The following is a 15,748-nucleotide window of genomic DNA, read 5'->3' on the forward strand; positions in this document are numbered from 1 at the left end:
TCTCAACGCGCATCATGCCTGCCCGTTAGCGCTCATCCACACCAGTGTAAATACATAATCCAGATCGACACCAGCATAGCCACGCACCCTATCTGATTCGCGTGGCAGCACAACCGTCAATTTCTCCGGATACCAATCCAGATCAACAATCAGTTCCACCTGTTCGAGTAACTCGCCATTGGCCATATAGCCGCATTTGATTGCACTCTCCTTGGCGGAAAAGACGGCATAGGCATGACAGCTGGATCGCTCTGCGGCACATAGAAATGGCGTGATTTCCCTGGGGTGCAGCAGGCTGGGCAATACCTGATACGGAAAAGATTCCTGCATGTGCTGGATATCGACGCCGATAGCGCGGATAGAGTTTGTTGCGGCGACAACTGCGACCGCCCATTGCCCGCTATGACTGATACTGCCGGTGATACCTTCAGGCCACTGCGGGGCGCCCTGAGGGTCGCGCAATACCGGATAGCCGGCATAACCGAGATTGGCCAGCGCGATATGCGCACAGTGCCGTCCGCTGCAAAATTCCGTCAGGCGTTTGGGTGAATAGTTTCTGGTAAGCGCCCATTCATCCGGGTGAAGCACACGGCTATCCATGACGTTTGGGCAGATGTGAAAACTGCAGGGCAGTCCGGCGAGCATCGCTTTGAGCGCGGCAAACATGGACGGTACCCCGATTCTCGCTAAAAATAGCGGATCAGGCGCAGCTGGAAATAGCCGTCGCGACGCATGCCGGTGAGAATCTCTGAAGGGGGCTGAAAGAAATCGCGGGTTGCAGGGATATGGGCAAAAAAGCGGGATTCCACCTCTATTTTCCATTTGTCATGAAGGCGGCGGCTGGCGTTCAGCCCCAGGATGGTTGCCTGAGTATCGAGATCGATAGTGGCAGAAACAAGCAGCTCGGTATTGGGTGCATTGTTGAAGGCCACACGCAGTCCGACAAAGATATCGTTATTGAATGGAGTAGGTGGAGCTGCGGCGCTGCGCCCGTCATACAGGTACTCAAACAGCAGCCCGATGTCCTTGCTGCCGCCGAATACGCCATAGTGCGTGTATTCCAGGCCAGCCACCAGTGCGGCAAAACGCTTGCCCTGCCCGCTGCGGGTCATGGCTTCCAGTTTCCATAGCCAGTTACCTTTTGCACCCTGGATATCCACACTGCTTTGATGAATCAGGTCATAGACCGGAATCAGTGCCGTGGGTGGCTGACCGAATCCATCAGCAAAATCAGGGCGCAAGCGCGGCTCACGCCCGGTGCCCCAGAAATGTGCGAGCCCCAGATCCCAGTCGCCAAAGGTTTGACTCCATCTGGCTGCAAGACTGGGCTGCCAGCGGCCAAACCCATCCCGTTCACCCTCGCTGGTTCTGACGCGCGGTTCATACAGAAAACGGCCTTTTGCCGCAGGAAAAGTGCGCTCACGGAAATAGGGCAGATAAAACAGACTGAAGTGCCCGTAACGGCTTGGTACGTTCAGGTTTAGCATCGGTTGCCCCAGCTTTTCCTCACCGCTGAATTTCTCGATGAGATCGGTCTGGTTGATGATATCGACCAAATGACGGGATTCGGTCGTTCCCCAGAATACCTTGCCGATTCCCACGCGCACATCCCAGTTGGGCGCCACATGTAACCAGTTGAATTCGCGTATATCCCAATGAGTGCGATTGGGGTCGTGGCTGTCTATTCTCGCAAACGGAACGACCGTCAACCGGTCATTGCCACTATTCCATTCATGACGCCATTCCGGCTGCAACAGGATGGAAGGATTCAGCGCACCATCGTTCTGTAGCGGCAGCGCGGGTGATTGCGGAAAAAACCGGAGATCGCCCGCGACGAATCCACTCCATTCCGCCGCGTGGGCAAAGGTTGCCGACATACCCAGACCGGATACGAGCAATAGAAAAACAGCTCCCTTTGCCCACACAACGTTACCTCACGTTCCTGAGCGCGTTTTCGGTGAAATCCATTTCACGGAAACCGTTACCAAAGCGGTAATTCTGCCGCAACAGTTCGGTGTTTTTGCCGTTCTGGTGGTTTTCCATGCGCAGCTTGCCCGCACGCCAGTAGCGGCCGAGATACTGCTGGTAGTCGCTGAATGTCAGCGTCTTCAGCAGCGCACCCTTGCGATCGTAAAACTCGATCTTGCGCGGCTGATACATTTCCTGATCGAGCCATTCGATTTGCCGGGTATAACCGGAATGCTCGTACACGGGAATATTTTCGATAACAAAGGTCGCATCGCCATCGAGGACTTCATCCCGCAGGTGGCGGTAGCGGTATTTTTCCAGCTCCCATGAGGAAATATCTTCAAACGCAAATTCACTGCCGACAAATGGGCCGGATTTATTGACCGTGGCGATACGTTTGACACGTTTCAGCGACGGGAGGTAAATCCACTGGTCGTCCGGCTGGGTACCATGTGAAAAGGTTAATACCGCTGTACCTCGAACATCGGCGGGGGAATGAAAAATCCCCATTTCCTTATCGCCATCTCCTTCCACTTCGAGCGTCTTGACGACAAATTCACGTGTGCTGACCGCGCCCTGCGCATTGCGCAGTGTCATGATGGCGTCATGCATGCTGTCAGCGAAACCGTTATCGCGACGGCTCGCCTCCGCCTGAATGGCATAGCCTTTTTCTTCAGCCGTTTCGGCGAAAACAGGTTGTACACCTGCCAGTAACGCTAAAAAGATCAAGTGATGGTGTTTCATGGTTTTTTCTCCTGTGTGGATGGAATCTGATTGAACAAAGGGGCGGGTTCGCCGGTTATCTGCCGCCAGCGGCACGGCTGGTTCTGCCGTTCGATAAACAGCAGGATCGGGGGCAGCAATAAAAAATCTGCGAGCAGGCCCAGCGCAAAAATAATTGTGGTCAGCATGCCCATTTCCTGATTGATCCTGAAGCTGGAAACTGCAAAGATGGCAAAGCCGAGCATCAGGATCAGCGACGTCATCCACAGCGCACTCCCCGTCTCGGAAAAAGCATGCCCAATTGCCGCTTCCGGTGAGTGCCCCATGCGACTTCTGGCGTGCTGATAGTGGCTTAAAAAATGTACGGTATCGTCCACCAGAATGCCAAGCGTCATCGCCACCACAACGGATGCCGCCATGCCAATCTGGCCGACGAGCAGTCCCCACAGGCCGAATGTCATGATCGCTGGAACGATATTGGGGATCAGGCTCAAAAGGCCCAGCGTGACTGAGCGCAGTACGATGACGAGAATCAGCGCAATGCAGCCGATGGCAAGCAGGATGCCGCCGATCATGCTGACGATATTGCGTTGCCCGATATGGGCGAACAGCAGCGTGATGCCGGTTCCTTCATGGCGGGTGAATTCGGATGCATTGGCCGCAAGCCATGCCTGCGCCCGTGCTTCCAGATCGAGCACCGCCTGGCTGGAAATACTGTGCAGTGTCGCCGTTACCCGGGTGGCTGATTTGCCGACATCGACACGATCATTGAGATCAAGCCCATAGGGCAGCGACATCTCATACAGCAGCAGAAACTGTGCGCCCATTTCTGCCGTCTCCGGCAGCCGATACCAGGCGGGATCGTCACCATGCATGTTCTGATTCAATCGTTTGAAAATATCAGTCAGGGCAAAGACATGGGTAACTTCGGGCTGTTGTCGATACCAACTGGCGAAAGCATCGACTTGTTGCAGAAAATGGGGATCGCTGATTCCGCCTTCCCGCTTCTGCTGCAGATCGTAATCGATTTTGTAGATACCGGTGAGATGTTGCGTGGTGTAGTCCGTATCGCGGCGAAACTCGACTGAAGGCGCGAAATACTTCACATATTCATCATCAAGAGCATTGTGCAGGCTGCTTGCCGCCAGCCCGGCCACCATGATGGTTATCGCAACAAAACAGGCGCGACGATGGCGAATGATCCACGTCGAAAACAACATCCAGGATTCTCCCGTTCCCAACCGTGGGCGACCTTTGGCCGGAAACTGCGCCATCAGCACCGGCAGCAGGCTGATGCTGAGCAAAAATGCCGCCACCACACCGATTGCGGTGATATTACCCAGATCATGAAAAGGAGGCGAGTCGCTGAAATTCATCGTCAGGAAACCAATGCCAGTTGTCAGATTGGTAAGGAAAATCGCCTTGAAATTTTTCTCCAGACTCGAGCTGATGGCATCGGGCAACGCTACCCCCTGATTTACCGACCGATAAAACCCCGTCAACAGATGAATGCAGTTGGCAACCACGATGGTAAGCAGAATGGTCGGCGCGGGAATGCTGGAGGGTGAGAAGGCGATGTGCAGCCCGCCCGCGATACCCACCGCGCAGATGACTGACAGCGTCATCATGATCAGCACAATCAGCATGCCGGACCAGGAACGCAGGAAAAACCATACTGCCAGCACAATGATGACCAGCATAGCCGGTGTCAGGGTACGCATATCGAGTTCCGAGGATTCGGCAAAAGCCGTATCCATCATGATCGACCCGGTGATACGCACATCGATATCAGGATGCTCGCTACGCAGCGTACTCGCCAGATGACGGACATAGGTCGCTACGGCGCGTGTCTCGGCGTCCTGCTCAATTCCGGGGCGCAGAATTACCACATTGAACCCCAATACGCGCGCATCAGGCGATATCAGACGATTGACAAGCAGCGGCTCCTGCAACGCGTAAGTCTTGATGCGCAACAGTTCCGCAGGTGCCAGCGTGTTGCCTTCAGTCACGAGATCCTCGACGACAATCTCATCATCGACGGCATGGCTGTACTGGAAATTGGTCAGAGAATCGACCCTTGTCGAATACGGTGTTTGCCACAATGCCCGGGTGAGCTGACGCGCAATCGCAAGTGTTTCCGCGCTGAAAACTTCGCCATTTGACGGAGTCAGCACCAGCAACACGTTGTCATCACGGGTATAGGTCCGCTGCAGATTTTCGAGTGCAGCAAGCTGTGGATTATCCGCACTGAAAAACATGCGGTAGTCGGATTTGAACCGGACATTTTGCAGACCATAACCGGCGACCATGACGATTGCCAGCACCAGCAGCCATACCCACCCACGCGCAGCAAGCAGCCACTGCGTATAACATTTGATTATATTCATCTTCATTCCCATCCTCATCGTATCGATAATCAGGCTCGCTCAGCCAGCGGTTACCTGCAGGTGTTGCATGCCTGCTGCAAGCGTTTTTACCGTCGTCACCACTTCTTCTTCAGTCAGATTGCAGATAATAAAAAAACGTAGCCTTGCGGCTGATTCGGAAACCGCCGGGTACAGGATCGGATGCACATAGATTCCCGCATTGGCAAGGTGCTGCCCCAATTTCAGACAGGCGACCGAATTGCCGGTAATAATCGGAATGACGCCCGTACCTGCGGCATCCCCGGTATCGAGACCGTACCGTTTTGCTTCATCGAGGAACAGACGCGAATTGGCGCGCAATCTGGCCGCGCGCTCCGGTTCACGCAGCAGGATGCGGGCAGCGGCAAGCGCGGCGGCGGTATTGGCGGGCGAGATGCCCACACTGAACAGGATCGAACCCGCTGCGTTGTACTTGAGATTGTCGATCAATGCGCGTGAACCGCAGATATAACCACCACAGCTGGCGAAGGCCTTGCTGAGCGTACCCATCCAGATATCGACTGCACTTCCGGAAATACCAAAATGATCGTGCGAGCCCAATCCGCGTGGACCGATGACGCCGGCGGCATGCGCTTCATCGACCATCAGCAAGCAATCATGCCGTTTTTTGATCTCAATGAAACGTGGCAGATCGGCGATATCGCCATCCATGCTGTAGACACCTTCTATGATGATCAGCGTGCGTGCATGCTGCCTGCGATTTTCCGCAAGTATCCGGTCGAGCGCCTGCCAGTCATTATGCGGGAATGTCATGCGCCTGGCGCCTGACAGCTTGCAACCGGCAATGACACTGTTATGAATCAGCGCATCATGGATCACGAGGTCTTCCGGACCAAACAGGTGGCTGATCACGGAAACGTTGGTTGCATAGCCACTCACCAGCGCAAGCGCCGCTTCGGTGTCGTGAATTCTGGCCAGTACCGCTTCGAGTTCACCGTGCAGCGGAATTTCTCCCGATACGATTCGACTGGCGGACACCGAAGTGCCATATTCATCAATGGCTTGCTTTGCAGCGGCCGATACCTCCGGGTGACCGGACAAACCCAGATAGTTGTAGCCGGAGTAGTTAATGTACCGCCTGTTTGCAAAGCGGGTAACATGGTCGCTTACCCCTTCATGTACGCAAAAGTAAGGATTATCGACACCCAGCGTCTGGAAAATTCTGGCGTGCTCCTGCAGCTCGCGATAGCCGGGAAATTCCTCGAAGTGGATCGATTGATTACGGGATACAGATTCCATGGGCACTTCTGGCCGGATGGCGTGACTTTCACTCTGTGCGAGCAGTCTGGCGAGCAGCTGGCGTTTCTCGGTATCCGACATGGCTTTAACGTCATGCATGGCTAGGCTCCTTTTCGTTCATCAGTTGTTGCAGTAATCCATCCACCTCTTCCGTGGACAACCGGGCAAGCAATTCAGATGCCGGGGTTTGATCCGGTGGCGGGGACGCAGAACCGGCTGTCATGCCGATTGTTATTTCGGTTTTTTCCAGCAACAGGGCGACCAGATTTGAAAGACTCTGCGCACGCATCAGTTCCAGCGTAGAGATGCGAACACCGAACACGCGGCCAATTCCACTCTGCAGTTCGGCGGCCATCAATGAATCGATGCCCATCTGCGCAAGGGAGCGTTGTCGGTCGATCTTGCCGGCATCCATGCGCAGGGTCTGCGCAAACAGCGTGCATAAATGATCTTCAGCGCATCGAGCCTGTTCATCCGCAGACATGACACCAAGCGCTTGCATAAGCGTGTTGCTGGCAGCAGATTCCCCGTCGGCGACCGTGTTCATCAGATGCAGGAAGCGCGGTGACTGGCCGCCCGTCGGTTCGAATTCCCGCCAGCTTGGCCAGTCGACCTCCATCAATGCGTATTGCGGCGGGGTCTGGGGCTGACTGGCAAGATACCGTCAGCAGTCGAGCGCCCGCTTCGTCGGAAGGCTGTGCATACCCATCAGCGCGAGATGCTTGCTGACAATTTCATTGTCGACCGCCATGCCGGTCTGGATGGCTCCCCAGTTGACCGCAGTTGCGGGTAACCCCATGGCGCGGCGCCGCCAGGCAAGCGCATCAAGAAAAGTATTGGCTGCCGCATAGTTGGCCTGACGGCCATTGCCGATCAACGCAGAAACCGATGAAAACAGTACGAAATGGTCGAGTGGGCGGGACTGCGTCAATTGATGCAGATGCCACGCACCGAGTGCCTTGGCAAGCATCACCTTGCGCATGCGTACTTCCGTCAGTTCGGCAATCGGCGCATCATCAAGCACCGCAGCCGCATGCCACACCCCTTTGAGCGGTGGCATCACGTGATCTATACGCACCAGCAGCGCCGCCACCTGATCGGCATCGGCTATATCCACCGCAGCCGTCATCACGGTCACTCCTTTGCTGCGCAGTACCTCGACACCTTGTCGTGCTGATTTGTCTGCGACACCACGGCGACCAGCCAGCGCCAAATGGCGCGCTCCCTGTTTCGCGAGCCAGTGGGCCAATTCCAGACCAAATCCACCAAAGCCCCCAGTAATAAGATAAGTGGCTTGAGCATCAAAAATGGCAGGAATATCGGTTTGAGCAAGCACCGGGATTTTCTTCCGGTCGGCCAGCGACAAAATGGGAATCAGGGTATCGGCAGCGGGGGATGTCGCCGTTGTACCCATCTGGGTGAATTCCTCACCGGAGAAGAGTTGCATGCCGATTGCCGGTAGCGGGTTGCGCCGCAGATACTGCGCCACCTCCTGCAAAATCCGGCCAAACAGCACGGGCGATGTCAATGCCAGCGACAGCACGCAGACATGCGAGCAACTCCCGCAAGCCCCTCTGATTTCAGGGTTGTGCATGTCAACCTGATCGATCACGATCTCATGCACATTATTTTTCAGGGCGCGCTGCTTGAAGACGGGATGACCGGTGTGACCAGCGTGAATCCAGGCACGCACGTCAAACACATCCAGCGCGGTGGCGAGTGTTTCCGCCAGATCGCTCTGTCTGGCATCGATCACGGTGATGTCGCTGCGTGACTCCAGACCCTCCAGGCGGGCATCATCGCTGCTGTACAGCAACGGAACCGCGCCGAGCCATAACCCGGCATGATGAAAGGATAACGCGCAATTTCCACTATCGGCATCAATCAGTATCGTCTCTCCTGGACGGACGCGCATCACGTGATTGAGCGAGTAATAGGCCGGAACCAGTGAAGTGATCAGACCCGCTATACATTGAGAGGGAATATCGCCAAAACCTGCCAGCGAAAATACTTGTGCAGCATCGACGCAGACGTGCGACGCCGGTAATCCTTGGACAGCCAGAACAACGCGCTCACCGGTCTGCCAATGGGCAACCTTTTCGCCTCTGCTCACAATCCTGCCGGTGGCAAAGTAACCGTCGGACTGCTCATCCGTTGAACGGAGCGCGTGCCATCCCGGCATGTTCACATATTCCAGCTCGACTTCGACTTCGTGCTCGCAAGGTGTATTACGCGTGGCCTCATGAAATACAGGAGCTTCGGTCCAGTCCAGATAAAACGCCTCGACTTCCGTCCCGCTTGTCGTTGCCATGACGGGCGTGTTTTCCTGAGACACCTCCGCCGCCATTCTCGCCAGCCGGTGCACGTAGCGCGCATTTCCGCGCAGCGCGACGTCATCTTCCGCCGTATTCGCAAGCAGCTCCAGCAGCAGAGAATCCATTGGGGCATCCGCGCCACCCTGCTCCATATCGATCAAGGTACAGCGGAAAGCGGGATATTCGTTCAGAGCCACACGCGCCAACCCGGCAAGCGGCGCCTGCGCCAAGGGCCCGACCGCATCATGGCCCTCCACCGCGTGGAGGGATTGCGTGATGAAATACAGCCGTGGCGCCTGCTCGGTAAACACGTCACTTAACAACTGTATGACCTGCAGAGCTGCACAGCTTTGTCCGATTCCAGCCGGATCAGACTGAGGGTCAGGATGCTGCCCTCCCCATAGGTAAGCAATGCCGGTGCAGCGTTGTGACTTGGCCAGCTGCATCAGGGTTTTGACACGCGCAAGCTGTCTGGCATCAAGAGTCGTGATCGTGGCGGCCTGCTGCTGGAAAATGTAACGTGTATCAATTTGGGTGACGGAACGCGCGCCATCGGCTCCCAGCCGCTGACACAGCTGAACGGACAGTTCGTCTTCGCCAGTGAACACCAGCCACGCACCCTGATTCGGCTCACCCAGTTGCAATGGCTCGCGTTGCCATTCCCAGACATAGCCCAGTTCGGGGATGTGACCGGCTATGGTATTTTTTTGAGAGGCGAGTGCCCGGCAGCGAATGGTCTCGATGCTGACGCAAAGCTTCCCGGCTTCATCGTACAGGTGCAAGTGCCCGGTAACTCCGTCTGCGGTAATGTCATCGAGGCGGCCATGGCACCAGATCGTGCGGGTTGGGCGACGCAGCCACACCAATTTCTCGATTGAAACCGGCATGTAAAACCGGTCATCATCCTCAAGGCAAGCGATCAAAGACTGAAAGCAGCCATCCAGCAGGGTCGGATGCAGCTGGTAGCTTGCAAAATCCTCGGCAAGCGAATCATGTAATTCAATTCTTGCCAGAATTTCACGTTGACCGCGCTGAATGCTCGTCATAGTGCGAAATGTCGGGCCATAATCGAGTCCGCGCTGCTTCAGATCAGCATAGAGCAGATCGACATCGACTGTCTCATGGCAACGTGCCGCACTGTTTTCCAGTAATGCGGCATCCTCGCCATCAACCATCCCCACACTGGATTTCCCCGTGGCATGTAGCTGCCAGTCAAAGCGTGCCTGCGGCTGCCTGCTGAAAAATGCGTATTCTCCATTTTCAGGATCGAGCGTGATGTGGACAAGGGGTTCCTCGGCATGGTCAATAATCAATGCCTGCTGAAAGCGCAAATGCTCAATTACGCAGGGCTGCTCCCCGGCGAGTTGCGCTTGCGCTGCCAGACAGGCTTCGACATAGGCTGCTCCGGGCATGACCACCAACTCGTCGACGCGATGATCGGTAAGATAAGGCAGGAACTGCGCATTGATTCGCGACTGCCAGGCTGGGTGGGGATCGGACAAACGCTGATCCAGCAGCGGGTGGAGCGGCGTGCCGATACGCTCGTGCATGGATGCCGCTTCCTCACGCCAGTAGACTTCCTTCTGCCACGGATAGAGCGGGATCCTGATATAACGCGCGACCGGAGAATATTGTTTTTGCCAGTCGATGACGCACCCTGCGGTATAAAGCTCCGCCAATGCCAGCGCAAACGTGCGCCGCTCCGGCTGGCCCCGCTTCATCGAGGTAAATGTCAGCGGCGTGATCCCCTGCGCGCGGCAGCATTCCCGAATTGCAGTCGAGAGCACCGGATGCGGTCCGATTTCGAGGAAAACCCGATGACCATCACGCAGCAGGCTGTGCATCGCTTTTGCGAAATACACCGGCTCGCGGATATTGTCGCACCAGTATTCTGCATCATACGTGACAGACTCGACGCGCTCGCCGGTAACCGTCGAATACAGCGTCATGGCGGGTAATCCTGGCCGGAGACTGGCCAGGGCTTCTCTCACCGCCGGTTTCAATTGCTCCATGTAATGGCTGTGATAGGGCACTTCCACCTGCAGCATACGGTTGAATTCGCCAATCGACGTGAGATAAGCAGTGATCGTATCAAGACTGGCAGCTTCTCCCGCCAGCGTGACCGTTTCGGGGCTGTTGATCGCGGCAATCGAAACCAGGCCATGGGTCGATTTCAGCAACTCCACGCCGCGTTCGGCACCCATACCCACTGCGAGCATCTTGCCCATGCCGGCAGCCTGTTGCTGAATCTGGCTACGGTGATAGCTGACCTGGAGCGCATCTTCGAGACTCAGCACGCCTGCGACATACGCAGCCGTCACCTCGCCGACACTATGGCCGACAACGGCGGCAGGCTCAATGCCGCGAGCGCGCCACAGTGCGGTCAGTGCAGCCTGCAGCACAAAATTGGCAGGCTGGGCGATGAGGGTTTCCTGCATGCGTGAAGCGGACTCATCGGCAAGCATCTCTTGCAGAATCGACCAGCCTGCAATTCCGGTAAAAATAGCATCGCAGCGTTCCGCCATATCGCGGAAAACCGGCTCGGTGTTGTACAGCTCTCTGCCCATCGCCCACCATTGCGGTCCCATGCCGGTATAGACAAAAACAGGCCGGTTCGCCATGGTCTCCGGCAGTTTACCGGAGACTATCCATTCCCCCGTTCCTTGTTCGGCATAGAGCGCAAGCTGTTCATCCAGCTCAGCCAGCGACGAGCCGGTTACGGCGAGCCGGTGGGAATGGTGGCTGCGGCGGCAGCCTGCGGAATAACAGAGATCATCCGCGCTGGCTGCAGGATTTTCGGCACAAAGCTGTCGCCACGACTGTGCCAGCGCCTGCAATGCCTGCTCGCTACGTGCGGAAAGCGGTAACACATAGACCCGTTCCCCTTCATCATGACGTGACTGCCGATCCTCCACGGGCAGCGGTGCACTTTGCAGCACCACATGCGCGTTGGTGCCGCCATAGCCAAATGAATTGACGCAGGCGAGCACTTTGTCCGCATTCGGTGCCAGCGGTTCTGCCACGCGCGGCAGGCGCAAGCCCAGTTCAGCAAAGGGAATGGCGGGATTCGGCGTATCGAGATTGGCCTGTGGTGGCACCTTACGGTGTGAGAGACAGAGCGCCGCCTTGATCAGCCCGGCAATCCCGGCTGCGGCTTCAGTATGCCCAATAGTGGATTTAATCGACCCGACCAGGCAGAGATCATCGGCCTGACGACCGGCACCGATGACGCTACCCAGTGCTTTTGCTTCCAGTGGATCCCCAACAGGCGTACCGGTGCCATGTGCTTCAATATACTGAATATCGGCAGGATTGATCGCGTAGGTGTTGCATACCTGCCGGATCAGTGCAGCCTGTGATTCCGGGTTGGGAACCGTGATGCCGTTGGTGCGGCCATCCTGATTGACGCCACTGCCGCATATCAGCGCATAAATGTTATCTCCATCACGCACAGCGGCATGCAGAGGCTTGAGCACAACCACCCCCGCGCCTTCGCCGCGCCCGTAGCCATCGGCACGCGCATCGAAGCTCTTGCTGCGTCCGTCCCTGGCAAGAAAGCCGCCCTTACACATTGCCACCGGATATTCGGGACGCGTCATGACATTGACGCCGCCAGCCAGCGCGAGCGTACATTCCCCATGCCAGATTGACTGGCAGGCCAGATGCGTCGCCACCAGCGACGAGGAACAGGCTGTATCCAGACTCATGCTCGGACCACGCAAATCCAGAAAGTAGGAAATGCGATTGGAGAGAATCGTCATAGTCGATCCAATGGCGGTATGCGTACTGATCAAGTCACGATTGCTGCTGCCCATCTGCGTGAGCTTGTGATCGAGCGTAAACGCGCCAATAAATACACCCGTACTCGAACCCGCGAGCGTATCCGGCGGGATACCGGCATCTTCCAGCGCTTCCCAGCTGGTTTCCAGCAGCAGGCGTTGCTGGGGGTCCATGCATTCGGCCTCACGCGGGGCAATACCAAAAAAGGCCGCATCCAGAACGTCAACGGGCTGCTGTAGAAAACCGCCTGCCTGCATGTAAAGTTTCCCTGGCCTGCCGGGATCGGGGTCATAAAAGCGCCGGGGGTTCCAGCGCTCTGGCGGTACGGCAACAATGGCATCTTCGCCACTCAGCAATTTTTCCCAGAAACTTGAAACCTCGTTGATCCCGCCGGGGAAACGGCAACCCACGCCGACCAGCGCAATGGGCTCAACAGCATCGGTATGAGGCAGGGTAAATTTCATTTGTTTTTCTCCTTGAAGTCGTCTCGAATCATTCGCGATCCATTTCAGGCCACGGGGCAAAAATGTGATCTGCATGAAATGGATGGTAAGGAATGAACCAGGGAAAAGCTGTGAAAAAAACCACAAGACACATTTCTAATAGCCGCACCAAAAAATATTAATTAAAAATCAGCTAATTAGTTATGGTGCGACAATTTGCCACATTTTAATTTGAAATAAACAATCGCATAATGCGGCGCATCCAGGCGTTCAGTATGGCTTGGCGGTTAGCCCGGAGGCATCGGGAAAGACAGTTTCATAAATAGAGGTAATCAACCATGCGGATAACAAAAAAAACCATCATTTTTGCCTTGCTGACTGGCGTCGTATCCACCGGAGGACATGCCACAGACTTTAAAAAACAACAGGCGATACCGCCTGCGCAGACCGACACCCCATCCACAGTAAAACCAATCCAGGTAAACGAAGCCGGGAACCTGTCAACTGCTGACGCGGAACAGGCAATCAAGATCGCCGAAGGTGGAAACACAAAGGTGTTCAAAGAGATGGTGATTACCGGAGAGATTGAAAAAGATTCGCATTACACCTCGCCCTCCACGCGCGTGACACGTGAGATGATCGAACGTCAAAATGCCCAGACAACGGAAGAAGTACTCAAATACCAGCCCAGCCTGCAAATCCGGCAGCGTTACGTCGGTGATCCCAATGGCGTACTGGGGATTCGTGGCGCAGACATGTTCTCAACCGGGCGCAATATGGTCTTCGCGGACGGTATTCCACTGCATAATCATCTGCAGGCCTCTTTCAACGGTGCGCCGCGCTGGTCGATGGTCGGGCCGAATGAAATCGATGTGGTTGATGTCGTCTATGGCCCATTTTCCGCTGAGTACAGCGGCAACGCTATTGGTGGCGTCGTCAACATCCGCACACGCATGCCACAACGGCAGGAGTTTTATGTGGAAGGCAGCGTGTTCGTTCAGCCCTACAAAATATATGGGCCCGATAAAGGTACGTTTGTCGGTGACCGTCAGTATGTTTCCTACGGCAACCGCATCAATGACAAATTTACCGTGTTTGCAGCCTATAACCGCCTGGAAGCGCAGTCGCATCCCCAGTCTTATTTTATCGATAATTCCGGTTTGTTTGACGTACCCGGAGGTACGCCAGTCGCCGGCGGAATTCGAGTGCGTGACTCGCGCGGCACGCCAAGCCTCATTTATGGCGACACCGGCCCGGAAAAAGTGAATACCCATTTATTTAAAGGAAAACTGGGATACGACATCACGTCAAACCTGCAGGCGGTCTTTACCGTGGCCTATGAAGACCGCAGTCGTAACCAGAAAAAGAACAAAACCTATCTGCAGGATGACCTGGGACAAGCCTTTTATGGCGATCGCCTGCCAAACTGTAACTCCGTGGCCACCTGCGCGACACCTGGCGTGGCCAGCTTCGATGGAACCCGCTTTGACGTGGATCAGCGTGGTTTTGGCGGCAGCAAGGATACCCGCGAGACCCTGAATCTGGGTTTGCGGATCAATGGTGCGCTGACACCACTGTGGGATATCGATGCCGCCATCAGTCATTTTAATGTCCTGAAAGACGAGCGCGCCACCGCCTTTTTCAGCGACAAAGATCCCGCCAATACCGGCGCGGGACAATTGCAGGATTTCAAGCAGTTTGACTGGCTGGATGCAGATATCAAACTTTCTACTCCCGCTTTTAATGGCAACGATAAACTGGGAATCACCGGTGGTTACCATTTTGATGAGAAAAACCTGAAATTCCGGCAGTACGATCTGGTTGATTTTGATTCAAATACCCGTGGCGCGCTGCAGGCAAATCGCAACAATCAGGGCAGGGTCACGACTCACGCATTTTTTACCCAGGCTGCGCTGCGCTTCCTGCCGGATTGGGACTTGACTGCCGGTGTGCGCTGGGAGTGGTGGACAGCCAGCAATGGCGTCGTCGGCAGCGTGGGTGTGCCGGATCGCAATCTGTTCAGAACCTCACCCAAAGTCTCGCTGGGATATGAGCCTGGCAGATGGAAATACCGCTATTCCTTCGGGCGAGCCCATCGCTTCCCGGTCATCGCCGAGCTGTTCCAGTCGCTCAACAACCCCACCAGCATTCTCGAAGCCAACGCTTTGCTCAAGCCCGAGAATGGCGTGCATCATAATTTCATGATCGAATACGGCATACCCAAAGGCTATATCCGGGTCAATGCCTTTCGTGATGACATCAAAAATGATATCCAGTCCGTGCGGTCAGTATCTGGCTCGATCACGCGCAGCGGGTTTCAGAATATCGGCGAGACCAGCACCACCGGCGTGGAGTTGATTTTTGACCAGCGCAATGTTCTTGGCTCCAATTTTGATTTTATGTTCAACGGCACCTGGATGAATGCCAAAATCGAGAAAGGAGGCATCGTCGCCTTTACCGATTCGACCGGCAACCCCGCAAATTTCAACCAGACTGGTTTGCAGCGTATACGGATGCCGCATTGGCGCGCTAATTTCTTTACCACTTACCATGCCACCCCTGCCTGGGATATCTCATTCTCGGGGCGCTATACCAGCGACTCCTTTAATGACCCGGATAACAAGGATTCCGTAAACAATGTATTTGGTACCCAAAGCGACTTTTTCTTTCTGGATTTCAAAACCAGTTATCGCTATCAGTTTGCATCAGGCGTCAAAAGCCGGTTTTCATTCGGCATCTCCAATATCAATAACGATAAGGCGTTTGTTTTCCACCCCTACCCGCAAAGAACTTATCTGGTTGAAGCCGCGTTCAGCTATTGAAGGAAAATCGTGTTTTTACAGGGTCAAGGCCG

Annotated in this window: 8 protein-coding genes; 1 reads left to right on the top strand and 7 read right to left on the bottom strand. The window is 55.3% G+C overall.

Features of this window, described 5'->3' with window-relative positions; genetic code table 11:
- Positions 1-12: 12 nt before the first annotated feature.
- The 7 genes from IPG31_09310 to IPG31_09340 form a co-directional block, all read right to left on the bottom strand.
- Positions 13-666, bottom strand: a complete 654-nt coding sequence (locus IPG31_09310) for a 4'-phosphopantetheinyl transferase superfamily protein (protein ID MBK6618535.1) — start codon at positions 664-666, stop codon at positions 13-15.
- Positions 667-686: 20 nt separating this feature from the next.
- The gene (locus tag IPG31_09315) at positions 687-1,925 is read right to left on the bottom strand and encodes a hypothetical protein (protein MBK6618536.1); all 1,239 of its coding nucleotides are present in this window, start codon (positions 1,923-1,925) and stop codon (positions 687-689) included.
- Positions 1,926-1,929: 4 nt separating this feature from the next.
- Positions 1,930-2,712, bottom strand: a complete 783-nt coding sequence (locus IPG31_09320) for an outer membrane lipoprotein-sorting protein (GenBank protein MBK6618537.1) — start codon at positions 2,710-2,712, stop codon at positions 1,930-1,932.
- Positions 2,709-5,078, bottom strand: coding sequence for an MMPL family transporter (locus IPG31_09325; protein MBK6618538.1), 2,370 nt, complete (start codon positions 5,076-5,078; stop codon positions 2,709-2,711). Before IPG31_09325 ends, IPG31_09320 begins: the two co-directional genes overlap by 4 nt.
- A gap of 39 nt (positions 5,079-5,117) precedes the next feature.
- The gene (locus tag IPG31_09330; GenBank protein MBK6618539.1) at positions 5,118-6,455 is read right to left on the bottom strand and encodes an aminotransferase class I/II-fold pyridoxal phosphate-dependent enzyme; all 1,338 of its coding nucleotides are present in this window, start codon (positions 6,453-6,455) and stop codon (positions 5,118-5,120) included.
- Entirely contained in the window at positions 6,448-6,903 is a 456-nt protein-coding gene (locus IPG31_09335) for an acyl carrier protein (GenBank protein ID MBK6618540.1), read from the bottom strand. Before IPG31_09335 ends, IPG31_09330 begins: the two co-directional genes overlap by 8 nt.
- Before the next feature lie 117 nt (positions 6,904-7,020).
- Positions 7,021-12,915, bottom strand: a complete 5,895-nt coding sequence (locus tag IPG31_09340; GenBank protein MBK6618541.1) for an SDR family NAD(P)-dependent oxidoreductase — start codon at positions 12,913-12,915, stop codon at positions 7,021-7,023.
- A 317-nt stretch (positions 12,916-13,232) separates the two neighbouring features.
- On the opposite strand from IPG31_09340, the gene IPG31_09345 reads away from it, so the two are divergent.
- Entirely contained in the window at positions 13,233-15,716 is a 2,484-nt protein-coding gene (locus IPG31_09345) for a TonB-dependent receptor (protein MBK6618542.1), read from the top strand.
- Positions 15,717-15,748 lie beyond the last annotated feature (32 nt).

The sequence above is a fragment of the Nitrosomonas sp. genome, assembly GCA_016703745.1.
GTDB lineage: Bacteria > Pseudomonadota > Gammaproteobacteria > Burkholderiales > Nitrosomonadaceae > Nitrosomonas.

Excerpts from the sequence above, each read along its gene's own strand:
- IPG31_09310 (MBK6618535.1), bottom strand. The coding sequence starts at position 666 with ATGTTTGCCGCGCTCAAAGCGATGCTCGCCGGACTGCCCTGCAGTTTT.
- IPG31_09320 (MBK6618537.1), bottom strand. The coding sequence starts at position 2,712 with ATGAAACACCATCACTTGATCTTTTTAGCGTTACTGGCAGGTGTACAA.
- IPG31_09325 (MBK6618538.1), bottom strand. The coding sequence starts at position 5,078 with ATGAATATAATCAAATGTTATACGCAGTGGCTGCTTGCTGCGCGTGGG.
- IPG31_09330 (MBK6618539.1), bottom strand. The coding sequence starts at position 6,455 with ATGCATGACGTTAAAGCCATGTCGGATACCGAGAAACGCCAGCTGCTC.
- IPG31_09335 (MBK6618540.1), bottom strand. The coding sequence starts at position 6,903 with ATGAACACGGTCGCCGACGGGGAATCTGCTGCCAGCAACACGCTTATG.
- IPG31_09340 (MBK6618541.1), bottom strand. The coding sequence starts at position 12,915 with ATGAAATTTACCCTGCCTCATACCGATGCTGTTGAGCCCATTGCGCTG.
- IPG31_09345 (MBK6618542.1), top strand. The coding sequence starts at position 13,233 with ATGCGGATAACAAAAAAAACCATCATTTTTGCCTTGCTGACTGGCGTC.